Annotated in this window: 28 protein-coding genes; 15 read left to right on the forward strand and 13 right to left on the reverse strand. The window is 46.2% G+C overall.

The genetic code is table 11. The features are described 5' to 3' along the window. Nucleotides 1–200: 200 nt before the first annotated feature. Complete coding sequence (locus tag JGK36_RS02745; RefSeq protein ID WP_293195931.1) at nt 201–2528, reverse strand: S8 family serine peptidase; 2328 nt, start codon at nt 2526–2528, stop codon at nt 201–203. A 205-nt stretch (nt 2529–2733) separates the two neighbouring features. After that, nucleotides 2734–3132: a transcriptional regulator gene (locus tag JGK36_RS02750; RefSeq protein WP_293175930.1), complete on the reverse strand. Its 399-nt coding sequence runs from the start codon at nt 3130–3132 to the stop codon at nt 2734–2736. A gap of 299 nt (nt 3133–3431) precedes the next feature. On the opposite strand from JGK36_RS02750, the gene JGK36_RS02755 reads away from it, so the two are divergent. The 3 genes from JGK36_RS02755 to grxD all read left to right on the forward strand — a co-directional run bounded on the left by JGK36_RS02755 (nt 3432) and on the right by grxD (nt 5014). Beyond that, nucleotides 3432–4055 (forward strand): hypothetical protein, encoded by a 624-nt coding sequence (locus JGK36_RS02755; RefSeq protein WP_293175928.1) that lies wholly within the window; start codon nt 3432–3434, stop codon nt 4053–4055. Between the two features lie 42 nt (nt 4056–4097). Beyond that, nucleotides 4098–4355, forward strand: a complete 258-nt coding sequence (locus JGK36_RS02760) for a BolA family protein (RefSeq protein ID WP_293175926.1) — start codon at nt 4098–4100, stop codon at nt 4353–4355. A gap of 338 nt (nt 4356–4693) precedes the next feature. Then, nucleotides 4694–5014, forward strand: a complete 321-nt coding sequence (gene grxD, locus JGK36_RS02765; protein ID WP_293175924.1) for a Grx4 family monothiol glutaredoxin — start codon at nt 4694–4696, stop codon at nt 5012–5014. Between the two features lie 367 nt (nt 5015–5381). Here the strand turns inward: grxD and JGK36_RS02770 are convergent, their stop codons facing one another. Continuing rightward, nucleotides 5382–5636 (reverse strand): DUF6761 family protein, encoded by a 255-nt coding sequence (locus JGK36_RS02770; RefSeq protein ID WP_293175922.1) that lies wholly within the window; start codon nt 5634–5636, stop codon nt 5382–5384. A gap of 144 nt (nt 5637–5780) precedes the next feature. Continuing rightward, complete coding sequence (locus tag JGK36_RS02775) at nt 5781–5921, reverse strand: hypothetical protein (protein ID WP_293175920.1); 141 nt, start codon at nt 5919–5921, stop codon at nt 5781–5783. 311 nt (nt 5922–6232) lie between these two features. Here JGK36_RS02775 and JGK36_RS02780 point away from each other — a divergent pair, with 311 nt between their 5' ends. Then, nucleotides 6233–6982, forward strand: coding sequence for a response regulator transcription factor (locus tag JGK36_RS02780; protein ID WP_293175918.1), 750 nt, complete (start codon nt 6233–6235; stop codon nt 6980–6982). Between the two features lie 8 nt (nt 6983–6990). Here the strand turns inward: JGK36_RS02780 and JGK36_RS02785 are convergent, their stop codons facing one another. The 6 genes from JGK36_RS02785 to JGK36_RS02810 form a co-directional block, all read right to left on the reverse strand. Further along, a complete protein-coding gene (locus JGK36_RS02785) occupies nt 6991–7341 on the reverse strand; it encodes a 4a-hydroxytetrahydrobiopterin dehydratase (RefSeq protein WP_293195933.1) in 351 nt (116 codons plus the stop codon). Nucleotides 7342–7388: 47 nt separating this feature from the next. Continuing rightward, entirely contained in the window at nt 7389–7751 is a 363-nt protein-coding gene (locus JGK36_RS02790; protein WP_293175914.1) for a DUF5615 family PIN-like protein, read from the reverse strand. Beyond that, nucleotides 7752–8126, reverse strand: a complete 375-nt coding sequence (locus JGK36_RS02795) for a DUF433 domain-containing protein (RefSeq protein ID WP_293175912.1) — start codon at nt 8124–8126, stop codon at nt 7752–7754. 153 nt (nt 8127–8279) lie between these two features. Continuing rightward, on the reverse strand, nt 8280–9164 hold the full coding sequence (locus tag JGK36_RS02800; protein ID WP_293195935.1) for a Uma2 family endonuclease: 885 nt from the start codon (nt 9162–9164) through the stop codon (nt 8280–8282). A gap of 229 nt (nt 9165–9393) precedes the next feature. Beyond that, a complete protein-coding gene (locus tag JGK36_RS02805) occupies nt 9394–9714 on the reverse strand; it encodes a nucleotidyltransferase domain-containing protein (protein WP_293189605.1) in 321 nt (106 codons plus the stop codon). Between the two features lie 235 nt (nt 9715–9949). After that, the gene (locus tag JGK36_RS02810) at nt 9950–11317 is read right to left on the reverse strand and encodes an aldehyde dehydrogenase (RefSeq protein ID WP_293175905.1); all 1368 of its coding nucleotides are present in this window, start codon (nt 11315–11317) and stop codon (nt 9950–9952) included. 93 nt (nt 11318–11410) lie between these two features. Here JGK36_RS02810 and JGK36_RS02815 point away from each other — a divergent pair, with 93 nt between their 5' ends. After that, nucleotides 11411–12280 carry a glycine betaine ABC transporter substrate-binding protein gene (locus JGK36_RS02815; protein WP_293189607.1) on the forward strand — a complete coding sequence of 290 codons (870 nt, stop codon included), beginning with the start codon at nt 11411–11413 and terminating at the stop codon, nt 12278–12280. Between the two features lie 453 nt (nt 12281–12733). Here JGK36_RS02815 and JGK36_RS02820 read toward each other — a convergent pair whose 3' ends face one another. Further along, nucleotides 12734–15007: a bifunctional (p)ppGpp synthetase/guanosine-3',5'-bis(diphosphate) 3'-pyrophosphohydrolase gene (locus JGK36_RS02820; RefSeq protein WP_293175901.1), complete on the reverse strand. Its 2274-nt coding sequence runs from the start codon at nt 15005–15007 to the stop codon at nt 12734–12736. Nucleotides 15008–15352: 345 nt separating this feature from the next. Next, nucleotides 15353–15478 (reverse strand): hypothetical protein, encoded by a 126-nt coding sequence (locus tag JGK36_RS02825; protein WP_293175899.1) that lies wholly within the window; start codon nt 15476–15478, stop codon nt 15353–15355. Between the two features lie 101 nt (nt 15479–15579). Between JGK36_RS02825 and patD the strand changes: the two genes are divergently transcribed. From patD to JGK36_RS02865, 8 genes are all read left to right on the forward strand, one after another. After that, a complete protein-coding gene (gene patD / locus JGK36_RS02830; RefSeq protein ID WP_293195938.1) occupies nt 15580–15978 on the forward strand; it encodes a heterocyst frequency control protein PatD in 399 nt (132 codons plus the stop codon). A 92-nt stretch (nt 15979–16070) separates the two neighbouring features. Next, nucleotides 16071–17525: a transposase gene (locus JGK36_RS02835; RefSeq protein ID WP_293175895.1), complete on the forward strand. Its 1455-nt coding sequence runs from the start codon at nt 16071–16073 to the stop codon at nt 17523–17525. A gap of 50 nt (nt 17526–17575) precedes the next feature. Beyond that, nucleotides 17576–18160 (forward strand): zf-TFIIB domain-containing protein, encoded by a 585-nt coding sequence (locus JGK36_RS02840; protein WP_293175894.1) that lies wholly within the window; start codon nt 17576–17578, stop codon nt 18158–18160. Between the two features lie 4 nt (nt 18161–18164). Continuing rightward, nucleotides 18165–18326: a hypothetical protein gene (locus JGK36_RS02845; RefSeq protein WP_293200771.1), complete on the forward strand. Its 162-nt coding sequence runs from the start codon at nt 18165–18167 to the stop codon at nt 18324–18326. A gap of 334 nt (nt 18327–18660) precedes the next feature. After that, nucleotides 18661–20334 (forward strand): ABC transporter ATP-binding protein, encoded by a 1674-nt coding sequence (locus tag JGK36_RS02850; RefSeq protein ID WP_293175890.1) that lies wholly within the window; start codon nt 18661–18663, stop codon nt 20332–20334. Between the two features lie 125 nt (nt 20335–20459). Beyond that, nucleotides 20460–21533 (forward strand): RNA polymerase sigma factor, RpoD/SigA family, encoded by a 1074-nt coding sequence (locus tag JGK36_RS02855; protein WP_293175888.1) that lies wholly within the window; start codon nt 20460–20462, stop codon nt 21531–21533. A 477-nt stretch (nt 21534–22010) separates the two neighbouring features. Further along, nucleotides 22011–22496, forward strand: a complete 486-nt coding sequence (locus tag JGK36_RS02860) for a GNAT family N-acetyltransferase (protein ID WP_293175886.1) — start codon at nt 22011–22013, stop codon at nt 22494–22496. Between the two features lie 214 nt (nt 22497–22710). Then, on the forward strand, nt 22711–22917 hold the full coding sequence (locus JGK36_RS02865) for a glycogen debranching protein (protein ID WP_293175884.1): 207 nt from the start codon (nt 22711–22713) through the stop codon (nt 22915–22917). Between the two features lie 122 nt (nt 22918–23039). Here JGK36_RS02865 and JGK36_RS02870 read toward each other — a convergent pair whose 3' ends face one another. Further along, complete coding sequence (locus tag JGK36_RS02870; RefSeq protein ID WP_293175882.1) at nt 23040–23354, reverse strand: hypothetical protein; 315 nt, start codon at nt 23352–23354, stop codon at nt 23040–23042. Between the two features lie 98 nt (nt 23355–23452). Between JGK36_RS02870 and JGK36_RS02875 the strand changes: the two genes are divergently transcribed. Both JGK36_RS02875 and JGK36_RS02880 read left to right on the forward strand, forming a co-directional pair. Further along, entirely contained in the window at nt 23453–24448 is a 996-nt protein-coding gene (locus tag JGK36_RS02875) for an AEC family transporter (protein ID WP_293175880.1), read from the forward strand. 221 nt (nt 24449–24669) lie between these two features. Then, a complete protein-coding gene (locus JGK36_RS02880) occupies nt 24670–25509 on the forward strand; it encodes a Uma2 family endonuclease (RefSeq protein ID WP_293195943.1) in 840 nt (279 codons plus the stop codon). The last annotated feature ends 94 nt before the right edge of the window (nt 25510–25603 follow it).

The following is a 25603-nucleotide window of genomic DNA, read 5'->3' on the forward strand; positions in this document are numbered from 1 at the left end:
AATTATTCGACCGTCTTTTTTGTGGATATATCTTAATATCATGTGGGGTCAATTACCATAACAAAAAACTGTTCGTAGTGCGGACTTCAGTCCGCAGCATATTGCGGACTGAAGTCCGCACTACGAACGGCGATATTACTCGCGAACCGCCTGAAGATGACCAGAATAATTCGGTATGCCCAACAGCGGTTCGGGAGTGGCTAGACAATGTAGGGAGAGTCGATCGCCTTTGCGCGATTAATTGCTACCAATGTCTGGTAAATTAAAGCCGAAATCTCAGCCCGGGTGATGTCTCGCTGCCCAGAAAGCCGATCGCGCGCCGGATAGTTTACTACAATCTTCAAAGCTGTGGCTGTTGCTGCGGCGCTTAAAGCAAAATTAGGAATTTGATTGCGATCGCTGTAAACTTTTAAAATATCGGGATTGCCACCCTTAAGTTCCAAACCGTTAACCAAAGATACGATCGCCTCAGTCTTCGTCAAATTCTGATTCGGGCCAAACTTCAGCCCTGGAAACCCGGACAAAAACCCCGCCCGATTCGCCCGATCGATCGCACTTCTCGCCCAAAAACTCGCCGAAACATCAATAAAATTGGTAGCCGCCGCCTTCGGAATCGGACTAAATGCACTCACCAAAAGCGCCGCATATTGAGCGCGATTTAAACTGTTGTCAGGCCCGAAAGAACCATCAGGAAAACCGCTAATTATATTCGCCGCAGCCAAAGCTTCAATAAACTTTTCTGCCCAATGTCCAGAAATATCGCTGAACCTGGAACCGCCGATATTTGGATTGCCGCCAGCCTTTCTCACCGCAGCTTGCACAGCTTTTAAAGCATTCACTTTCCCGTAACCGAACCAATCGCTGCGGCGAGTATTAGCATCGTAATTTCCCAGGCGATTCCCCAACTGCGGATCGGCATCGGCATCGACAATTTTGTCAGCAGTTTGTTCGAGAATTCCCCGCACTTCCCGCGCCGTCAAACGAGGGTTTGCCGAAAGCACTAAACCTGCCACTCCAGCGACTACTGGAGTGGCGCTGGAAGTGCCGCCAAAGCTATCGGTGTAGTCCCCCGAGTCGTAGCCGGCAACCCCGACGCGATCGGCAGTAAACACCCCCAAACCTGGCAAATACTCCGACACCTCCGGCGCAGTCGCAATAAATCCGGTTTCTGGTAGCCAGGTTCCAGGCGGTGCGTTGTTGCTGGGCGCGCAAACCGAGATGCTGGTGCCCCAATTGCTGTAGGCTGCTTTTTTGTTGAGGGAAGTGGAAGCAGACACCGCAATTACATCGGGGTGTACGGCAAATCCTGCTAGCCAATTAGTTTTGCCGCCCACAACGTTATTTGGCCAGCCTTTCTCGTCCACAGTCCCGTTAACGGGGCGGTTGGCATTCCCCGCAGCAAACAGAATCACGCAGCCTCTGCCGCCCCGCCCTTGGGTTGCTGCTTTGGTGATAGCGGCGCTTTGGCGTAGGGAAAGCGGATAGTAAACTGCCCCAGGCCCCCAACTGCAAGAGATGACGGCGGCGCCTTTGTCGATCGCCCAATTGAAGATTTTTTCGATCGACTCGTCATCGAGAAAACCCGTGGTACGGATCGGCATCACGGCGCATCCGGGGGCGACGCCGACAGTACCTTTACCGTTTTCTTCCGCAGCGGCGACACCGGCGCAACTTGTCCCGTGGTTGTCCGATTCAGCAACCGGCATCGGGGAAGTGTCGCCGTCTTTGAAATCGATGGGCGAGACGATTTTGCCTTGGCCTTGAAAATCGGGGTGCGTCAGATCGACTGAATCATCGGCGATCGCAATTACGATCGATCGCACGCCGCGAGTCATATCCCAAGCTGGTTCTGCATAAATTTGAGCGCCGCTGACAACTCCGTCACCGCCTTTGTTATTGAGATACCACTGTTTGGGATAAAGCGGATCGCGGGGTGTATAATGTTGCTGAGTTTCTAGGATAATATTGGGTTCCGCCACCAAAACTTCTGGATATCTTGTCAAGCGGTTGGCAATTTTAATCGGGTTTTCGGTTGCTTGTTTGGTGACTTCGCAGACGAAGGTATTGGGAATGCCTTCGACTGGCCGGATTATTGTTAAATTTGCTGCATTGGCGATCGACTTTCGCGATTCTTCGTTTACTTGTTCGCCAAATTGAATAGTAATGCGATCGGTTAAATAAAAGAATGTGCTCGGATTGTTTGCGGGACAATAGACATGGCTAGCAAAAACTACAGCATCGCTGGCGCGGGCGGCTTGCATTGCTGCATCTAGGTTTTCCGGCGCCACTAGATATTCTTCCAGATTACTTTGGCCGACGCGACGGTTAAGTTTTGCCTGATTTGTTGCAGCCCAATTATTTGATGTCGATGCTGTCGCTGACGGACGGACTGTAAAGCGGTTTGGAACTTTTGACAGCAACAACTCATCGCCGCCGCGCTGCAAAATCACTGCCAGACTTGCTTCGGGAACTCCGATACCTTGATAATTTTGTAAGGTATTTGCGGAAAGTGCGATCGGTTGTGTCATTAGAAATGCCCCTGTTCAGTTTTCATCCAGTATTTACTATATTTCTGAAGAACAGGCAAGATGCCTGTTCCACAAAGACTGAATCTTCTTGTGGGGAGTAGGGGTTGGGCTTTGAACCCGCCCCAAAAAAAGACTGAATCTTCTTGTGGGGTGGGCATCCTGCCCGCCCCAAAAATGCCGATCGACAAAGATCGAACAACTACCATCAAATAAATACGCTAGGATTAACGTTAAAAAAATCTCCCAGCGCCTTAGCTTGCGCCTTGCTAATCGCCCGTTTCCCATTAACCACCTCAGAGACTACTCCTTTGGAACCAATCACGCCGACTAAATCAGCTTGTTTGAGTTCGCGAATTTCCATGAAATGCAATAGAACATCCCGGGGAGTCACTTCTGGATCTGGGTAATATTTTGATTCGTATTCTTCGATCAAGATTCCCCAGAGACTCAGTAAAGTTTCTTCTTCTAGTGTTAATTCTTCCTTAGACATCAGAAAATCGACTTCTGCGAGGGCAAGATCGTTATCTTCTTCGTTCAGGATGGGCTTAGGCTGCGATTTCGCCAGCAGTTGACCGTAGACTGTTTTCTCGATTGTGATATTCATGGTTCATTTTATTGTTAAATTAGATCGAAACTTACGCATCAAAACCAAAGAAACCGGGTTTTTCACCAATTTTAAAGCCTCAAATGCAGTATTTAGGTAAAAAAACCCGGTTTCTGCCTCCGGGACTAAATCGCCGGGATATGTCCAATCCCCCGCGATTTCCTTTGTTTAATCCAAAATCGATCGCACCCTTTGACATTTGAACAAATTTGGTTTACACTTAGCCGGTTGCGATCGCCAATGGTAAGATCGGCTCAAGCTAAATATCTTTTTAAAGCGCCGAGGCGCAAAGTAATTTCATGGTATACTCTGCAACTGTTTGCTGGCTTCGCTTCACCGCCCGGATGACGATCGGGGCGATCGCAGTTTTGACCCTGTTGCAACCGCTCCAAGCCCAAGCACAACAACCTTCTCGGCCAGATAACCAACCGCAAGTCGAACCCGCCGACGACCCCACAGACCCCAACAACCTCCGCCCTGTCACCCCAGACAGCAGCGTACTGAGCATTGCCGGAGGTCAGCGTTTGATGACAGAAGCCAGTGGTGCTATTTCCAGTCAAAATTACACGCTGGCGGCTCAAAAACTTCAAGAATCCCGCCAAATTTTCAATCAACTCTCCAACTTCTACCAGCAACTGGGCAGCAGTTTTGCCGGAATTGACATCCGCTTGGCCGACAGCAACCGCACCAAAGCTGTGGAAACAGCCCAAATGCGCGACGAAGCTACCTACCGGCTGGCGTTGGTACACCGCGCACAAAATAAGCCGGAACTGGCTGTTCCCCTACTGATTCAGATTATTCGATCGCAACAGCCAACTCGCGACTTGGGTAAAAAAGCTTACCAGCAATTACTGGAATTGGGCTTTGTGGATGCCCCCTATCCCCGGCCTGCTGCAACTCAACCGCGATCGTCTAACAAATAGTTCCACTAAAATACTCAATACAGCCCTTTATCACAAATACCAATGGTTACACCGTCTCAAGTAGCAGAAATGATTCAGACTGGATTACCAGACGCTAAGCTAAAAGTTGAGGATTTGAGAGGCGGCGATCACTACCAGGTGAGAGTAGTCTCTGCTGCCTTTGAAGGGAAAACCCGAGTACAGCAACACCAACTGGTTTACGGAGCTCTCAAACAGGCAATGGCTAGTGAAGCTATCCACGCTTTGGCGTTGGAAACCTTAACTCCGGCAGAATGGGCAGCCAAAAGTGAAGTTGCTTAGTTTTTTAGTCGCAATTATCGCAAGTTTGTGCTTGTGTCAATAGTCGCTTGAGAAACAGTTGCTAACCAAAGAAATCGGCTTTTGCACCGGAATCTATGGCTTTCAACAGTTGACAGTTGACAGTTGACAGTTGACAGTTGACAGTTTGATAGCGACCTCTACCCTTAAGTCCGAGGATTGGAGTAATCAATAGTCTGATTTTAATTTCTCCCTCAAAGACTTGGGGCTTTCAACCAATTCTTTCTGGTAACGAGAAATTTTCGTTAAAAACCCGGTTTCTGCCTCATCAGAAACTACTGTCAACGTTTAAAAATTTTCAAACAATATTAGGAGATACCATGAGTACAGCACATGAAAGAATTGACGAATTGGTTAAGCAAAACAAAATCATGGTGTTCATGAAGGGCAATAAGTTAATGCCACAGTGCGGTTTCTCTAATACTGTGGTGCAAATTCTCAATACGATGGGAGTGCCTTACGAAACAGTTGATGTTTTGGCAGACCAAGAAATTCGTCAAGGCGTTAAAGAGTATTCCAACTGGCCGACAATTCCCCAAGTTTATATCAATGGCGAGTTTCTTGGCGGCTCGGATATTCTGATCGAAATGTATCAAAAGGGCGAATTGCAAGAAGTTGTAGAAGTCGCTTTGGCTTCTTAAACAGTTGACAGTTGACAGTTGACAGTTGACAGTAAAGTGTGAATCGTGAGGTTTTTTTATGGGGATTTCAACTCCACTCCCCCACGCCACATTCCTGAAGTGGGGGAGTTAAACCCGCTAGCAGACAATTGTCAATTGCCCGCTGTTTAAAATCAGACAGAACAAACATATCCCCGACTTCTTCAAGAAGCCGGGGATCTAATAGCAACCGAGTTTTACGTTGAATTAGGTTGATTTATAGCAGAAGCAAGAAGGAAGAAGGAAAAAGCAGGAAATCACAAATAACCAATTCCCGATTCCCGATTCCCTCTTTTGCCGATGCCCGATGCCCAAATAATCAGCGGGTTTATTAAACCAAATTTGGTGTTTAATAATAGTCTGATTCAGCTTGCGTTTGTGTCTGTGGCATTTCAAAATTGGAAGTATCGTGAATGTAACGCGCTGCTTCTTCCTCTAATCTGTGAATCAGATAGGGTTCCAGGCTGTTACAATGTCGCAGGGCTGCGAGGTAGCCATCTAAGTAAAGCCGCAGGTCATCGAAACGATAACCTCTATTCCACATTTCGACGAGAGCGTCGGTGAGTTTTTGGTAGTGCCGGATTGTTTGGGTGTCTTGTAGCATGGTCTGAGTTTGAAATCCTTTGTGGTGTATAATGACGGCGGGATTTAGGAACTGCCCGGATTCATACTGAGCAAGCTCAGAAGAGAGGCGATTGCTAAATAAAAGCTTTTACCCTGCTCAACAGGCTACCCTCCATAAAAAATTTCACTTGCTGCTATGCAGTGGCTCGACTCTTTGGCGCGCACCTAAATAATTCACCGTGCGTTTAATAGAATCGGGATGTTGCTGAATTTGGCGATCGAACTGAGTGAGTGTTCCGGCTACCGAGCGAACGGTTGCACGCATTTTAGTTTCAGTTACGCGATTTGTCAACTTCCTGGGAGTGGATACCCTGTCGGGGGGTTCGGTCAAAGCAGGTGGCTAGGTCATAGGCTCGATCGGCTGTAAGCTATATTATTTTCATTGTAAGCTCACCGCCAGAATGATTTAACCTTTCTCAGGTCTGACGATCGCAATTTGACCAAATCTTTAAAATTGATACTAGAAGTTTGTTCGTCGCTTTAAACGCAGCTTATGCTTGAGTAGCCATGGTTACAAAACCTTGACAAAAGCTCTGTTAACCTGGTACCCATTAGTGATAAGGGAAGCTCGCCGTTGTGGGATCTGCAAGTATTTCAATTGTTGAAGGAAATCCGCACCTGCGATCGCTCTTGGGCTGGCATTTACAGCAAGTCGGTCACTGGGTGCACCAATCAGCGGATATCAGTCATGCTAGGGAAATATTTTTCAGCCGCCAGCCAACCCTAGTGATTCTTGATGCCCAATTGCCTGATGGGGACGGTTTGGAATTTTGCCGCTGGCTCCAACAGCAGCAGCAATCGCTGATTTTGATGCTATCAGCGCGGAATTCAGAAGCGGATATTGTCGAAGGTTTGAAGTCGGGCGCCGACGATTACCTGACTAAACCGTTTGGGATGCAAGAATTTATGGCTAGGGTGGAAGCCCTGATGCGCCGCAACCGCACAATGGTACCGCCCGCGATGCTGGAGTGCGGGCGGCTAAAAATTGACTTGGTACAGCGCCGAGTCAGGCTGCATGAGGAACACATCGAGCTTACTCCCCAGGAATTCAGCCTGCTGTACGTGCTGGCTCAAGCTGGAGGAGTGCCTTTGTCGCGCTCCGATTTGCTGCGTCGGGCGTGGCCGGATGCGATTGACAACCCGCGCACGATCGACACTCACGTACTCTCTCTGCGGAAAAAAATCGAAATCGACCCGCGACAGCCGAGTCTAATTCAAACTGTGCGGAATGTCGGCTACCGCCTGAATCTGGAATTGTTGAATACGAATCAACAACATTCACCCGTATTCGGCGCTCCGACATCTGAAACTATCATTAGCCGATAGATCTGATTTTAGGTTGAGAATTGATGTGCGATCGCATCTGTTCTCGCGGCCATAATAAAATCATTGCGGTGCAGTCCCGAAATCGAGTGAGTCCACCAAGTAACAGTAACTTTTCCCCACTCGGTTAACAGTGCGGGGTGATGCCCTTCAGTTTCTGCTGCTTCGCCTACACTGTTAGTAAAGGCGATCGCACTTTTGAAATCCGGGAACTTGTAAGTGCGCTCTAACTGGGGAATGCCATTTTTTTCAATCAAATTCCAGTTGGGAATTTGAGGTTTGAGTTGGACAATTTCGTAAGCTGTGACGCGGGGAGAGTTTGGGAGGCAGGCGGCACATTTTTCTTGCAATAGGGTGGGCATAAATTGCTTTTTAGTTCGATGATAGTTTTCTGGGTATTCTATTAGGATTAAGCTAAAGGTACATAACTAATGCGATCTAGATATTCATCATCATCAGCCGCTTCTGCAATTAATACTAAATCAGCAATCACTTGACCAACATCTGCTTGACGGCGAAGTACCAAAATTCCTGGTAAATGATGACCTGTGCTTAAATGATCTGCCAAGTGAAATGGCATTGAGCGGCGGTTCTTAGTAATGAGTAAAAAACCATTTTTTTCACACCAAACTATAATTTCTGGATCTAGTGTACCTCTAGGTGGCACACCTGAATCGCCAACCGTGTGGATAATTAAATTTGGTAGATGACGCAATAGCTGTTCGCGATACAAGGACGGCATATTTTCATCTATAAGGTACTGAATTGCCATTTATTGTGCTGCTGCCCGATTCGCATCGCCTTCTGCTTTTAACTTCCGAAGCCGTAAGACAACAGGCGGAGGATTTTTATCGTGTTCTGCCTGTGCTTTTAGAGTGTACTCTAACCAATCTTCTACATACTTTTCTACAATTTCTGGATTTTGTAGATAGTAAAAAATTGTAGCGTAAATTTGCTCTAAAGTTACTGTGGGAAACAGCTCTGCTATGACTTCTGGTGATTTCTTACCATAAATGTATTCATCGAGAATATCCTCGATCCCAATGCGGGTCTCTTTAATGCGAATATCATCAGCCGCCCAAAAATCAAAATAGTCTTTTAATTGCTTTGGTTTCTTGACTACAGTTACTTCTACAGTTTTACTCATTGTCTCTGGCTCGCTATCGAACACTTACCAATTTTAATTATAGCACGATCGTTGTGCGTCAGCCTGATGTAAATAAATGTTCGATCGCCCTTTTTTCCCTATACTCATGAAAAGAGCGATCGCACTTTCTCTCTTTTCCCGCCTCATTCAGTATTAACCGTTCAAGAATCGATCGGGATCGATGCCAGATTCCCGCAGTCTTTCGATGAAAGATTGTAAGCGAGTTTCGGCAATCTCTGCACGCTGTCTTTCCTGCTCGGCACGCTCTTGTGCCTCATCTGCACGCTCTTGTGCCTGTTCGGCTCGCTCCTCGGGAGTCGGAATCCAATTGCCCTCACTATCGTACCAGCGCAACCACAGTCGATCGACTCCCAGATAATCCCCGTGCCACAAACCCAAGCCTAAATCAATCTCAGGCATCCACAGGCGCGAGTCAGACAGTTCTAATTCTTCATAGCGAGCGCCATCCAATTTAAAAGCCCTCAATCGATTGGTGTAGCGACTGAAAACAACATAATAAGGAATTCGCAAAACCTGCTCGTAAACCTCCCATTTCCGCAGTGGCTTTTCCGAACTCGGTTCGTGGTTAATATTACCATTTCCTGCTATTTGTTCAGGCGCAGACGGTATATTTTGCCCCTCGTTTTCTCCCAAATCTTCTTTTTCTGTTCCCGGCGAGAGCAATTCTACAATCACAAAAGGATTCACACCCTCTTGCCAAATGACATAACTCAGCCGCATATCAACTTCATCATACAATCGGGAAACTCCCACAACTCCAAACCAATCCGGGCGCTTGTACCAAAGCGGGTGACGCACATCATAATAAAGATTCATGTCGCTTCCGGTAAATATTTGGGAAGCCGAATAGGTGGAAGGGCGGAAAGTGTAGCTCAGCAACTGCGGTTGCAAGCCGTGAAATTCATCAGGCAAACCAGGTTCCTCCGGATTTTCGCTAGGTAGATCGTACATCGTGGGAAGTGTTTCTTTTGGCGATCGGGGCGGTTCTGTTTGAGGCACGGGATATTTAGGAAACATAAGAATTTAGGGGAATAACTGACTTTATTTTAACTCAAGCAATATTAAGCAGGTGGCTGATTTCCCAGCATCTAATTTCGTTAAATTCAAAAGGTTTGTAGTGAGGACTTTAGTCCGCATCAAATTCTGCGGACTAAAGTCCGCACTACAAACCTATTCGATCCAGCTAACAACTTAGCTGCTCGTAAGCTTTCAACGGCTTTGGTTAAAAGAGCAATTTGTTCTGGTATCAAATCAATACTCCTTCTCTGCGAACATTTAGAAAGAAAGGACTTTTCTCTTGCTGAAAACGTGCTGCGGAGGCGAAAGCACTAGAAATTACTACAGTACGATCTAAGCACAAAGCAGCAACAAATTCACTCGTGCGAGCGATTTCTTTGCCAGCACTCACAGGTTCGTCCAATACAACCAAAATATCAATATCAGAATCTGGTTTCGCATCTCCTCTGGCTTGGGAACCGTAGAGAATTAACTGTACAAGTCTGTCGCCGTACAAATCATTAAAGTAGTGGCGCAGTTCAGCTAATATTTCTGGTAAATTCTCGTTCATATTGTTGGTTTATCAAGTTATAGCGGATCTAGCTCTCATATGAGGTACGTTGTTGGGCTTCAGCCCTCTTAGTGGAACTGGTTATATAAGCTATCAGTCATACCTCATCTTTTTGAGAAAGGCTATATATTGTCAGATTATGGATAATCTGGGCGGAATAACACCGCGATCTTATTTGTATTGTAGATGTTGGTGAAATCACGCCCCGATGATATTGAAACAAGTAGTCGTTCGCTCAACCGATAATTTTCTTAATCAAATCCAACTTGCCTAGATAGGGAGCGTACCGCCATTTAAAGTCAAGTAAAAATGACTTTTGCAGCACGCTTTTTTGATGTGAAAAAGTATCAAAACTGGCTTTCCCATGATAGCTACCAATACCGCTGTCGCCAACTCCGCCAAAAGGTAAAGTTGTAACTCCGACTTGCATCACCGTGTCGTTGATGCAAACTCCGCCGGAAGAAGTTTCGCGCAAAACTCGTTCTTGTTTCTCCTTATCCTTTGAGAACAAATACAAAGCTAGCGGTTTGGGGTGGGCGTTGATTTGGGCGATCGCCTCTGAGAACTCTTCATACTCCAAAACGGGCAAAATCGGGCCAAAAATCTCATCCTGCATCACCGGCGAATCCCAGGAAACCTTGTCAATTACCGTCGGCGCAATATATTTGTCTTCGACGTTAGTTTGACCGCCCGCGACAATTTCACCATCTTTGATAAACTCTGCCAAACGTCCTAAATGATGCTGATTGATAATTCGGGAATAGTCGGGACTTTTCTGCGGATCTTCGCCGTAAAATTCGTGAATTGATGTTTTAATTGCTTGCATCAAAGCGGGTTTAACTTTTTTGTCAACTAACAGGTAATCTGGAGCAATACAAGTTTGACCGGCATTGATAAATTTGCCCCACGCAATGCGTCTTGCAGTATATTCAACTTGAATGTCTGAGTCTACAATGCAAGGACTTTTGCCACCCAATTCTAATGTGACAGGTGTGAGGTGTTTGGCGGCGGCTTCCATGACTACTTTACCGATTTTTGTGCCTCCGGTAAAGAAGATGTGGTCGAATTTTTCGGCTAATAATTGTTGGCTGATTTCAACTCCTCCTTCGATGGCTGCGATGTAGGCGGGATCGAAGGCTGTGAGAATCATATCCGCGACAACTTTCGACGTGTGCGAGGCGATTTCTGAGGGTTTGAGGATGGCGCAGTTGCCGGCGGCGATCGCCCCGACTAAAGGTGATATCATGAGCTGAAACGGGTAATTCCAAGGCCCGATGATTAAAACGACGCCCAAAGGTTCCGGGTAAATCCGGGCTGAGGCGGGGAATTGATCGATCGGTGTTGGCACTTTTTTGGGCTTGGCCCACGATTCAACGTTTTTGATGGCATAATTAACTTCTGCGAGCGCAGCAATTTCAAAATAAGCCTCATACTCCGGCCTGTTCAAATCAGCCTTGACAGCATCCACAATCCGTGATTGATTGGAGACGATCGCACTTTTGAGATTTTTGAGTTGTTCGATCCGAAAATCCACATCTTTAGTTTTCCCAGTAGCAAAAAATTGTCGCTGCTCCCGGATCGTATCCCTGACACTCAATAGCATATTTTCTCCTGTATCTATCTACATAAATGTTACAATAAAAAAATGAAAATATCAAAAATCAATTTTTTATCTTCCTGTTTATCATTGCTTTGCTTGTTCGCAGTTACAAGCTGCAATTCGAGTTCTCAAAAACAAGTTGTTATTTGCTCAAAAGACTTTAGCGAACAAGTCATCCTTGCAGAAATTTTAGCACAGCACATCGAAGCCAAAACAGATATTAAAGTAGAACGCGAACTCAACCTCGGAGGCTCGCTTTGCCATCAATCCCTAACAGCAGGAAAAATTGACTTGTACGTCGAATATACGGGTACAGGTTTTACCAACATTCTCAAACAAAAGCCGATTTCTGACCCCAAAAAAGTCCTCGCCTACCTCAAACAAGAATATCCCAAACAGTTTAAAGCCGAATGGACTGAACCCCTGGGATTTAATAACGGTTTTGCGATTATTGTGCGGGGAGACGATGCCAAAAAACTTAACTTGCAAAATCTCTCGCAATTGGGTAAAGCTGCACCAAAATTGCGCGCTGGTTTCGGGCCGGAATTCAAAGATAGAGAAGATGGATTTCCCGGATTGGCTAAAACTTACGGGATTAGATTTGCGGAAGAACCGAAGGAGTTGCTGTTAGGATTGCTTTATCAAGCACTGCAACAAAAAGAAGTAGATGTGATTGCTGGAGGCACAACCGATGGTTTGATTCAAAGTTTGGGTTTGGTAGTGCTCAAAGATGATAAGAACTATTTCCCGCCCTATGAAGCTGTGCCGGTTGTGCGATCGCAAATTTTGGAAAAATATCCCGAATTGCGTCCAGTGCTCGCAGAGTTGGGCGGCAAAATCTCCGAGGAAGATATGCGCCAACTCAACTATCAAGTTGATGGGAAACAGCAGGATGCCGCACAATTAGCGCGGCAGTTTTTGCAGCAAAAATTGGGTGAGTCCAAGCCTGCAACTCCGGCGAAATAAAGGCACGAATTATGCAAAAAATGGTTGGATATCATGTCGAGCAAAATATCAACTATAGGTTTGTAGTGAGAACTTTAGTCCTTCTTTTTGCGGACTAAAGTCCTCACTACAAACCTACAATCGGGTGCGTCTCTAAGCACCCTGCGGACTAAAGTTGAAGAAGACCGGGCGAATAGAATTCGCGTCTATACAAGCAAAACCTGCCTCCGCAGGTTGAAGAACGAACGGTTAAAATTATGTGATCTTCTTCAGAAGACCGGGCGAATAGAATTCGCGTCTATACAGACAAAACCTGCCTTCGCAGGTTGAAGAAGGAACGGTTAAAATTATGTGATCTTCTTCAGTCCGCGGAGGCGGACTTTGTTTGTGTGCCCGTAAACTCCGCGGTTTTAACCGCCGTCTTTCTTCATTTTTTCTAAACCTGGTTTCAACCGCCGTCTTTCTTAAGTTCCTTCACTCAGCTTCACTCAGCCTCCGCAAATTCAAAATATCGCTCATATTTTTAATCTGCATACAAGTCCGCTCGAACTGTTCTTTATCCTGGATATCCATGCACAAGTCAATTAATGCCGGCAATCCTGGATATGTTTTGACTTGAGCGCTGCGGACGTTCACTTTGTTGTCTTTTAAATGCGATAATACATCATTGAGAACTCCCACTCGATCGAGCGCTTCGACTTGAATGTTAACCGGATAAGTATTGGGGCGAGATTCATTGCGGTTGGTGGAATTCCAACTCACAGGAACTAATCTATCACCCGGTACACTCTCAACATTTGAACAGCCTTGTCGGTGAATCGAAATTCCTCGGATGCGAGTCACTACTCCAATAATTGATTCGCCGGGAATCGGACAGCAACAGCCGGCTAAATGATACAGCAATCCTTCTACACCTGCGATCGGCGATTTGCTCGGAGATGAACTCGGTACGGGTTTGGGTGCGGCTGATGCAGGTATTTGTACTGGCGATTCCTGGATTCCTGCGGGTGCAGCTTCTATTTTTTGCTGCACTTTGACTAAATCTCGCAGTCGGTTGACTACGAGATTTAGGGTGACTTCGCCGTAGCCCAAACCTGCGATTAAATCTTCGACGCTGTGGTAGTTGCAGCGCTGAGCTACTGATTGCATGGGTTCAGATTTCAGCAAGGATTCTAAGCCGTTTTTACCTAATTCTTTTTCCAGCAATTCCCGCCCGCGAGCGAGATTTTCATCTCGGTGCGATCGCTTTAACCACTGGCGAATTCGGTTTTTTGCTCCGTTTGTCTTGACAAAATTCAGCCAATCGGAGCTGGGATGGCCGTTTTTTTGATTCAAGATTTCTACAATATCACCGTTCTTTAAAACCTTGTCTAGTGTCACCATCCGCCCGTTGACTCTGGCGCCGGTGCAGCGATTGCCTATTTCTGTGTGAATGCGGTAAGCAAAATCTACGGGTGTTGACCCGCTATTGAGAGCAATTACGTCTCCGTTAGGAGTGAAAACGTAGATATCTTCGTCGAATAAGTTGTCTTTAATGCTTTGTAAATATTCGCGATCGTCTTTGAGATCGGTTTGCCATTCTAGCAGTTGTCGCAGCCAGGTAAATTTTTCGTCGTCGCCGGTTACTGTGGTATTGGAACCGCCGGTTTCTTTGTATTTCCAGTGGGCTGCTATGCCGTATTCGGCAATGTGGTGCATTGCTACGGTGCGAATTTGTACTTCGATGGGGCGGCCGCTGGTGCCGATGACTCCGGTGTGCAACGATTGATAGCGGTTGGCTTTTGGTAAACCAATATAGTCTTTGAAGCGGCCGGGAATCGGGCGGAATGAATCGTGGACGATCGCCAATGCGCGATAACAGTCATCATTGCTTTCTACTATGATCCGCACCGCAGCAATATCGTACACTTGGTTAAAGCCTTTTTGCCTGCGCTGCATCTTCCCATAAATCCCGTACAAATGTTTGGGACGGCCGCTGACTTCATAGCATTTAATGCCTAAATTGTCAAGCCTTTCTCGCAAACAATCTGTGACTTCTGCAAGTTGGGTTTCTCGATCGCCCCGCTTCACCGCCACCAAGTCCTGAATTTCGCGGTAAGCTTCCGGTTCCAGGTATTTAAAGGCTAAATCTTCCAATTCCCACTTAAAGCGCCCGATACCCAAACGGTTCGCCAGGGGAGCAAAAATCTCTCGGGTTTCTAGGGCAATGGTGCGCTGCTTTTCTTCGGACAAATGCTCCAAAGTCCTCATATTGTGCAGCCTATCTGCGAGTTTGACGACAATCACGCGAATATCTTTAGCCATTGCTAGGAACATTCGGCGGAAATTTTCGGCAAGGCGCTCTGTTTTGCTGGAAAAATTAAACTTAGAAAGCTTGGTGACTCCTTCGACTAACTGTCGCACTTCTGCCCCAAACCGCTGTTCTATTTCTTCGAGAGTAATATCTGTATCTTCCACAATGTCATGGAGGAAACCAGCAGCAATCATAGCGCTGTTTCCGCCCATATATCGGAGTATTCCAGCTACAGCTACGGGATGGCAAATATAAGGTTCTCCCGATTTGCGGTACTGTCCTTCGTGCAAGTCGCGGGCAAATTCAAAGGCCCGACAAATTAAGCCGTTGTCCGTCGTACAATTCGGATTTGGGGCTTCGTCAGGTTGCGATCGAGCATTCAGACATTCTTGCAGCCAGTCGGGAACTATGCAAGGATCGATCGCATTCGAGGGAGTCAGAGTGTTTGCGTTCATGGGGTACACCTTTAAAAATTAGAAATACAAATGGTTAAATGCCAGTTTTCGGTTGAATTGCCGAAATTATGTGTTTAGTTATACTAAACTAATTGAATGCCACAATTTGCAATTCAAAAAAATAGTCAATTTTTCTGTTAACTATACCTATCTAATTGCGAGTCGCCCCCCCTCGCAGGTAGGAAAATATAGTGACTCCACTGCCGCCACTGCGGTCGATCGATCGGGTAAAATGGGGATATTTTGGCGGTAGCAGTGGAGGTCAGTCGATTTGAGATTTGAGATTTGAGATTTGACTCGACAGATGAATCTGGAACTAGGGTCTAAAATTTGAAGATATCCACTCTAGCGAGCATTAGGACACTGTACCTGTTTTTGGTGGAGCGGGCGATCGGCATTTACAGGCAACGCTAAACTCAAAGCAGAAGCCAGAGCGATCGAGTCACGCCCCCAGTGATGAAATTTTCTCAAAAAACAGGGAATTGCTGCAAAAAGGCACGGCTTTCCTTCATCTGAGCCAACCTTAAGCAAGAATCTACTTTGATTATAAATATAAATTTGTTCACAAAATCATGATATTGTCCGAAGACCGCCGCCATTGCTACGAAGAATTACAGCAAGCACTCGAACAGCTACAAAGAACTGTTACACAGGATAAGGTCGATCGGGCAGCGCTGGCGATCGAATACAAAAAAGTGCAACAATTTTTCGGAAACCAAATTATGAGAGTCCCCAGCACTGAGTTAGACGCCTCAGAACCCCCCCCAGAACAGTCATATTTGACGGAAATTCACAAGCAACTGCGGTTATTGGGAACAGATGTCACGTTTTTGCAAGTAGCGAAGCAGCCAGCAACAGCATCCGCAAGGCAAACTGCGACGGCGGAGCGACTTAACACGCTAATTGGCTACTGCGGTGTGGTGCTCCAAAAAAATTCTGGTGCGCCCGGGCCCGTCCAGATGCAAAATTAATAACTGTTTTCGTATAGTAAACGATTTCTTGTAAATTCCTTGAAGATAGCGGTAGACATTGATAGTATGTAATCAATAAAAAACCACCGTGTATGACGAATTCCAATACATTGGATACGGACTCAACTTCACACGCAAAGAAATTCTTGCCTTTTTGGGACAAGTCATGTCAGGAGATATCGAGACAGTTGTGGTCGTCGATCGCTTTGACCTACTCGCGCCCAGGAGTTGACAGATCCATATTATCAAGTGGATCTGTCAACAGCAAAATTGCTAACTCCTGGTTCTGTGCCGAACAGACTTATCTCCCCAACCAGAAATGGTTGAAGATATCCTATGAATCATCCAGGCTGACGATTGCGGACTCTACTCCCAGCGTCAAGACAAATCTACTATCCAAAAAGATCAGAGTCTACCCGGAAACAAAACTAGCTCAGAAATGGCGGACATGGATAGCCGCAAGCAGATGGTGTTACAATCAAGCAATTGCCATTCTCAAAAATGAAAAAATCGGTAAATATGAATTGCGTAAACGCATCATGGATTCAGCACCTGAATGGGTGTCTCAACAGCCATACAACCCGCGTCAACTAGCAGTATTTCAAGCCTGCGAAGCACACAAAGCAGCTTGTAAATCCCAAGGTACAGCCAAGTTTAGAAGTTGTCAAGAACCAACTCAAACTATTAGGTTTCAAACAGCGAACTGGAAATCAAACACATTCTATCCGCGCGAAACCAAAGGCTTGTCTTTTAAAGCGTCTGAAGCAATAGTGGAGGTAATGCAACACGAACCAACCCTTAGTATTATCAACGATCAATGGTTTATCTGCTATGCGGTTGACACTGTTGCACCGCCTCCGACTCAATCCGAATTAGCGATTGCCTTAGACCCGGGAATCAGAACATTTATGACAGGATTTGACGGTCATAATATACTGAAATTAGGCAAAAGTGATATCGGTCGCATTTATCGGTTAGCCAGACATTTAGACAAGTTAATGTCTCGGCTCGGAAAAAGCAAAGGTAGTCAGTTTAAGCGGCTGCGGTATCGATTGAGAAAAGTAGCAGCAAGGATTCGTGTTAAGATTAAGAACTTAGTTTCGGAATTGCACAATAAGGCGGCTAATTACCTAGTTAGCAAGTATAAGTTAATTTTCTTGCCAACATTTGAAACGCAGCAAATGGTAAAAAAGGGTAAGCGAAAACTTGCCACGAAGACAGCTAGAGCGATGGTGACTTTGAGTCATTATCGTTTTAAACAAACGTTGAAGCATCAAGCATCCAAGTACGGTTGTGTTGTAGTAGACGTGACAGAAGAGTACACCAGTAAGACTTGTTCAAAATGCGGTCATATCCATAGCAAGTTGGGCGGCTTAAAAACGTTTAAATGTCCCGAATGCGGACACACTCTGGACAGGGATTTAAACGGCGCTTTCAATATTCTGTTGAAAGCTTTGAGGGATACCTCCATGTCTGGTAAGCTGCAAGCTTTCCAGATTATGCCATACACAGTAGATTTGGGTGGATTCCTAGATTTACCGGGTTAAATGTATCTGAATTAACAGGGAATATAGATAAGGCAAGGAGAAATAAAGCGGTGGAATGTCCAAAATGCAAGCATCCCAACTTAGACGGTGGCACCTTAGCCGGCAGTATGTCGGTGCAGTGGTGTCCCAACTGTTACGGTATCTGGATTCCGGGCAAAGAATACGAAGCTTGGCAGAAAGAACACAGCCTCTGGTACAACAAATCCGAGAAGCCTCAGCCGACTGGCACTCTCGGCATAGAATTCACGCCGTCTCCCTACGACAGCAAAGCAGCACTGTGTCCCGAAGACGGTCACTATCTGTCGCGGGCAAAGGTTCCGTTTAGCAGAGTGCCCTTTTACATAGAGCGCTGTATGCTGTGCGGAGGAATTTGGTGCGATAACGGCGAGTGGGATATTCTCGAAAGTCTGGGATTCCACACCGAGATTGACAAGATGTTTTCTCCCAACTGGCAAGCTAAGGCCCGCGTGCAAGAACTCGCTGCTCGGGAACGTCAGGTGCTGACTGAGAAGCTGGGCCCGGATATCGCCGGATATGTGTTGGAACTAGCGGAAGTTTTAGCAGACCATCCCCATGCTGATTGTGCGGCTACTTACATATTGCGGAGAGCTGAGTTGAAACGAAAGGAAATTTAGTCAGTTGGCAGTTGGCAGTTGGCAGTTGGCAGTTGGCAGTTGGCAGTTGGCAGTTGGCAGTTGGCAGTTGGCAGTTGGCAGTTGGCAGTTGGCAGTTGGCTTGGCAGTTGGCAGTTGGCAGTTGGCAGTTGGCAGTTGGCTGTGGTCATTAGTTATCAAATACTGACTAACAACTGACAACTAACTGACAACTAATAATTAACTGCTATCATGTCTGGTCGATTGTCATTAATAAAATTGTTTGTAGTAAGGATGAAATTTATCCCGTCACCCCGATTGATGACTCGCCGTCCTCACTACGAACGATTTAGGATTATATGACGGGACATGATATGACCAATAACCAATAACCAATAACTAACAACTAATAACTAACAACTAATAATTAACAACCAATAACCAATAACCAATAACCAATAACCAATAACCAATAACCAATAACCAATAACCAATAACCAATAACCAATAACCAATAACTAAGGACTAAGGACTAAGGACTAATGACTAATGACTCTTCTCTATTTTCGGTTGAAAATCTGCGAGTAGCTTATCCTCAGCGGCGGGGCCAATCCGGTTGGGCCGTTGATGGGGTTTCCCTGGCGTTGGAACCGGGGGAAAAACTGGGATTAGTTGGGGAGTCTGGGTGCGGTAAGTCAACTTTGGGTAGGGCGGCGATGCGGTTGCTGCCGGATTCGACTTTGGTTGAGGGGCGGGTTGGTTTTGGTGGAGAGTCGGTGTTTGAGATGAATGCTTCGCGGCTCAGACGCTTTCGGGGCGAAGCTGTGGCATTGATTTTTCAAGATCCGATGACTCGTCTCGATCCTTTGATGACTGTTGGGGAACACTGCATTGAGACTTTGCAGGCTCACAGACCGAATTTGAATCGCAAGGAAGCTAAGAAACGGGCGATCGAGATTTTGGATGCTGTGAAAATTCCGGCGTCTCGCTGGTCGCAATTTCCCCACGAATTTAGCGGTGGAATGCGCCAAAGAGTGGCAATTGCTTTGGCTCTTTTGCTCGATCCTAAATTAATTGTGGCGGATGAACCGACGACGAGTTTGGATGTAACTGTCGCTGCTCAGATTTTGCAGGAGTTAACCCGACTTTGCGCTTCAAGAGGAACGGCGATTTTATTGATTTCTCACGATTTGGCGATGGTGGCTGAGTATTGCGATCGCATTGCGGTGATGTACGGCGGCAAAGTCGTAGAAACGGGGCCGGTGTTGGATGTGTTTGAACGGCCGCAACATGAATATACTCGATCGCTCCTGAAAGCAGCTTTGCACATTCAAGCTGATTCGGGTAAAGGGTTAACATCGGAGGAAAGAAGGACTGAAGTCCTCACTACAAACTTAACAAATTCACCTCTGTTGACTGTGACGAATTTACAGCAGCACTACAGTTTAGAAAGCAATTTATTAGATCAATTATTTTCCAGGAACCGCCAGGTAATTAAAGCCGTAGACGGCGTTAGTTTAGAGCTAGAGCGGGGAGAAATCCTCGGGCTTGTAGGGGAGTCCGGCTGCGGCAAAAGTACGTTATCGCGCACAATTTTGCGGCTAATTCCCCCGACAGGTGGCAAAGTGGAATTTCAAGGCATAGATATCACTGCCCTGAGTCGCGATGCTGTCAGGAAACACCGCCGCCAAATGCAAATGGTATTTCAAGATCCCCACGCTTGCTTGAATCCGATGATGACTGTCGGGCAAAGTATTGCTGACCCTTTGTTGATTCACAAATTAGCTAAGGGAGAAGAAGCTAAAAAACAAGTAATCCAAATGTTAGAGCGGGTGGGTTTGACTCCTGGGGAGGATTTCTTTCGCCGTTATCCGGGGGAACTGTCGGGGGGACAACAGCAGCGGGTTTCCATCGCCCGAGCTTTGATTACTCGGCCGCAACTGATTATTTGCGACGAACCGGTGAGTATGCTGGATGCTAGCGTACAGACTCAGGTATTAGAGCTGATGCTGGAGTTGAAGCAGGAATTTAATTTGACTTATCTGTTTATTACGCACGATTTGTGGGTGGCGAGGTTTTTTTGCGATCGCATTGCGGTAATGAATTCGGGAAAAATTGTGGAAATCGGGAAAACTAGGGATATTTTTACTAATCCGCAGCACCCTTATACTCAGGAGTTATTGCAGGCTGCTCCTTTACTGGCTCGAACTCAATAAAAATGTATAAAATTAGCGCAATCAGATATTAGTCAGCAACTTCTATATGGATTTCGGAAATTTCTGATTAAATTCGTTACAGTGAAGGGATACTTTTCAAATCATCCCACGGACACCAAGCAAATATGGCAAAATCTGACTTAGGCAGTTTTGCGGTGGCATCCGAAGCCTCACTCGAAATCGCAGAGGATGAGGACACCGAGATCGATCGTCCGACGGTAAGTAGATCGTCAGCATACAACAGTTGGTCTGCCGACGATCCCGTGGGAGCTTTGTTCAAAGAAATGGCTCGCTATCCCCTACTGACTGCCACCGAAGAGGTAGAGTTGGCGCGCCGCGTTCAAGAATTGGTAGCCCTTCAGGAACTAGAAGAGCGTTTAAAGCAGGAATTGGACAGAGTGCCCACAAAAGCTGAACTAGCCACGGCTTTGGGGGTGAGCGAAACTCAACTGCAACAGATCCGCTACCAGTGTCAGTCGGCGAAACGGAAAATGATCAGCTCTAATTTGCGCTTGGTGGTTTCGATTGCCAAACGCTATCTCAACCGGGGCGTGCCTTTTCTTGATTTAATTCAGGAAGGATCTTTGGGTTTGAACCGAGCCGCCGAAAAGTTCGATCCTGAGAAGGGTTATAAATTTTCTACCTATGCCTATTGGTGGATTCGCCAAGGAATTACCCGCACAATTGCCAATCAAGGGCGGACAATTCGGTTGCCGGTTCACATTGTCGAACAGTTAAATAAACTCAAAAGAGTTTATCGGGATTTGAGGCGTTCTCTTCAACGCAATCCCACTGAACTTGAACTTGCTAAAGAAATGGAAGTTACTTCCGAACAGCTTCGTTACCTCCAGCAAGTGCGCCGCCAATCTTTATCTCTCAACCACCGCATCGGCACGGAAGAAAGTTCGGAACTTTTGGATGTTATTGAAGATAATGCAACGCAATCTCCCGAAGCTCAGATGAATGAGATGATGATGCGCCAAGATATTTTGGAGGTGTTGGATAATATTTTGACTGAGCGGGAAAAAGAGATTGTTGCTATGCGTTACGGTTTGATAACTGGCGAACCTTACACTTTAGAAGAAGTCAGTAGTTTGTTCAATCTGTCCCGCGAACGAGTCCGTCAAATTCAAAATAAGGCTATGCGAAAGCTGCGCCGCCCTCAGGTGACGGAACGGTTGAAGGGCTGGTTGAAATAAGCTTCAAAACATTGAGTTTGCATTGTGAAAAGTCTTAAATATTGGACGGCGAATGAAATTCGCGTCTATACAAACAAAACCCGCGGAGGCGGGTTTAATTGGTTTAACTGGTTCCAAGGCAGGGGAGCATCTTATTTTTGTAAAAAGCATTTTTTTCTTATAGTGCGAGCGTCCCCGCTCGCGTATCGTATAATACGCGATCGCCCCCGCTCGCGTATCGTATAATACGCGATCGCCCCCGCTCGCGTATCGTATAATACGCGATCGCCCCCGCTCGCACTATTAAATGCAAAACTGAGATCCTCCCCCAAGGCAGAGCCTTGGAACAGATATTCAGAGGCTCTGCCTCGGCTGGGAAAAAAGGAGGCAGAGCCTCCAGATCTGCGTTACTAGGCAGGAGCCTGGTAACGAGTAGAATTAAAAATATCTTGATGTGGTATTTTAAATTGTTGATTGTCGCTTACTACTGATTGATTTATGTCTGATGAGGTGATTTTGCGTCCAGCTACCCGCGCCGATGTGCCGGTGCTGTTTGATTTGATTAAGGCTTTAGCTGAGTACGAAAAGTTATCTGATGCGGTAACAGGTAATGCGGTAGATTTGGAAAATCATTTGTTTGCCGATCGCCCTTTTGCTGAAGCGATTCTAGCAGAATCCGAAGGTCGGATTGTCGGCTGGGCGCTATTTTTTTACAATTATTCTACTTTTTTGACTCAGCCGGGGATTTATTTGGAGGATTTGTTTGTGATCCCTGAGTTTCGCGGGCGGGGAATTGGCAAGTCTTTGATTGTTTATTTGGCGCGGTTGACGGTGGAAAGGGGCTGCGGGCGCTTGGAGTGGAGTGTGCTTGATTGGAATGAATTGGCGATCGGATTTTACAAGGGTATCGGTGCTGATGTGATGCCCGACTGGCGGATTTGCCGGGTGGCGGGGGAGTCTTTGGCGAGTTTGGCCTCGAAGTGATTTTATCAGTTGGCGATCGCACTGGGACTCTCAAAAACGACTCTCAGAAACCGGGCTTTTTGCTGAATCTGCCGTCTGTAACCCGTCTTTTCCCGAAAAACCCGGTTTCTGGGCACCTCGTGGGTCAATTTTGGGTTGGGTAAATCCTAGTAAATAATTGGCAAAAATATAGGAAAATTTAAGTGACAGTAGATTTTGACTGAGAGAGTAGATCGTGATTATTTGGGTAAACGAGCAAATCGATCCGTCGGGTATTCTTTATGCTTGCATTGCTTGTGGCGATGAGACTCAAGCCAAGCAATGCCACGAATCTTTTGAGCAGAATTTGACGGCAGAGCAAAAACAGCAGGGCTGGGTTGCTACATTGCGAACAGTTACTTCTTGGGATGAGGTGCCTGTTAATTCTTTGAAATTGAATTGATGAGGGCAAGTTAGTCGATTTTAGATTTTAGATTTTAGATTTTAGATTGACTCCACAGATGCAATTTGGGAGTTTGAACTTTCGTCTAAAATTTTGATCGATACCCTCCGTCGTGTTGGCGCTTAATATGCGTTTTTGGTTGACTTATCAGCAGATTTAGTCTCGCTGTATTGAGGTGCGATCGCAACTGCCGGAAAACACAGCATATAATTTCGGAAAATGCCAGATAACTCGTTAGCAGAGCCTTCTAAGACGATCGCACTTTTGTAAAATTCAAACAAATCTGGTGAAAGTGTATCTGAAAGTACAATGCTGCAATCGTTGATGTCTGATACTCTCAAAATTGTGTCCTCCTGGCTGCGGGAATTTGGGCGGGAAATTGCGGGGGCGCAGTTCCCCGGCGGGAGGGTGAAACAGCCTGCATCCTGCGATCCCATAGCTGCAAGTTCCGCTAACGACAAATCGCATTTTTCAAACTGGTTTTAGCCTTACTATTAGTCAATAGAGGCATTTCAAATTGTCAAGTTAAGTTTTTATGATTGAGACATTATTTCACGCTTATACGCCTCTAGTGATCTGGACTGGGTTGGGACTGCTGGTATTTCGGTACATCCCAGTTGATTTTCCTAAGCTGCTGAGCCGCTTTCTGTTCTGGATTGGGATACCCCTGCAAATTGCAGTTTTAGCCCGTCAGAGCGATTTTTCCGGTGCTGTCGGATTCACACCGGCGATCGCCATATTCGTATTATTTGTCAGTACGAGTTTAGCTTGGTTGACTTGGGTATTATTACGGCGGCTGAGCACCCGCCACGTCAAAAAGCCATATTTTGACGGCAAACATTCTGTAGTTAATTTATTTCTATTAAATATAAATTCCCTGACGCGATCGAGCCAAGGCAGTTTTATCCTAGCTGCGATGTTAGGGAATACCGGCTTTGTCGGATTAGCAATCACCCCCGCGATCATCAGCAGCGATAACAACAACTGGGCCGTCTTGTACAGCGTCACCAACAACGTGATGGGAAGCTACGGATTTGGTGTATTTCTTGCTAGCTATTTCGGGCATTCCGATGGAAAAAATCACTGGTGGATTCAGCTTCGGGACGTGCTAACAGTTCCCGCCCTGTGGGCATTTATCATTGGTTTTTTTACCAGAAGTGTCCCCCTGCCTGAGACTGTAGAATCGGGATTGCAGACGGCAGTTTTAGGGGTAATTGCTAGTGCTTTGGTGTTGGTTGGTATCCGGCTGAGAGCTATTAAAACATGGCAAAGTTTTGAACTAGCGTTAATCCCGTCGCTGTTAAAAGTGGTAATTGTGCCGGTACTGATCGGATTGGGTGCTAGTTTTTTCGGATTGAGCGGCGATCCGAGGTTGGTTTTGGTGTTGATGTCGGGAACGCCCACGGCTCTTTCGGTGCTAATTTTAGCAGAAATATATGAACTCGATCGCGATTTGTTAGCTAGCAGTATCGCCCTCACTTCTGTCGGTTTGCTGTTGATGCTTCCGCTGTGGTTGGCTTGCTTTATTTGATATTAACTGAGTTGGCTGTTGACTGGTGACTGTTGACTGTTGCTCGAAGGAAGAGGGAAGAAGGAAAAATAGTCCTTGATGCACATAATCTGTCTGTAGGGTGTGCAGCGTGCAATTTTACCATGACAATAGCTGGCGGTTGCTAATATTAGCTGAATTGTCAAATTAGATGACTCTAAAATTTCGGATTACAATTGACAATAAATGCACGGGAAACGACGATGAACGAGACAATAACTGCTACAGGTTTGCCTCCTGCATTCCCCGATCATACCCAACTGCCAGAGGAAGACGGTACATTTGTGAAGAATTTTCAGGAGCATCCGCAGAGTATCATTCTGACAGATTCGATCGCGTCGGTGGTAGAGCGGCTGCATCCAGACGGACAATATGCGATCGGGCAAGATTGCGGAATTTACTGGCGAGAAACTGACCCGCCAGAGCGAGGCGCAGAAGCACCGGATTGGTTTTATGTGCCCAACGTACCGCCAACAATCGACGGTTATCGCCGTTCTTATGTACTTTGGCGGGAACACATGGCTCCGTTCATTGCTTTAGAGTTTGCTAGCGGGAATGGAGATGAAGAGCGCGATCGCACTCCGCTAGCTGTAGCCGCTGACGGTACTACAACTAAACCGGGTAAGTTTTGGGTTTACGAAAGAATTATCCGCATTCCTTACTACGGCATTTATGAAATTAAAACGGGCAATTTAGAAGTCTATCACCTGATAGATTTTGTCTATCGCAGGATCGAGCCAAACGAACGCGGTCACTATCCCATTCCTGTATTAGATGTAGAATTGGGACTTTGGCAGGGAAGTTATCAAAATCAAGAAATGCTTTGGCTGCGGTGGTGGGATTCCCAGGGTAATTTGCTGTTAATTGGCTCCGAACAAGTTGAAATTGAGCGGGCTAGAGTCGAGCAAGAACGGCAAAGAGCCGAACAAGCAGAGCGAAAAGCCCAACAAGCAGAGCGAAAAGCCGAACAAGCGGAGCGAAAAGCCGCCCAGTTAGCCGATCGACTGCGAGCAATGGGCATCGATCCGGATGCTGAGGATTGAGATCGAATCTGATGGCCTCGGAGTTATACTGAGCGTGCGATCGCCCGCTTCCAGTACCGAAAAAATTTGAATTGGTTTTACCGGGACTGAGGAA

This window comes from Microcoleus sp. PH2017_35_SFW_U_B, from assembly GCF_020737865.1.
GTDB lineage: Bacteria > Cyanobacteriota > Cyanobacteriia > Cyanobacteriales > Microcoleaceae > Microcoleus.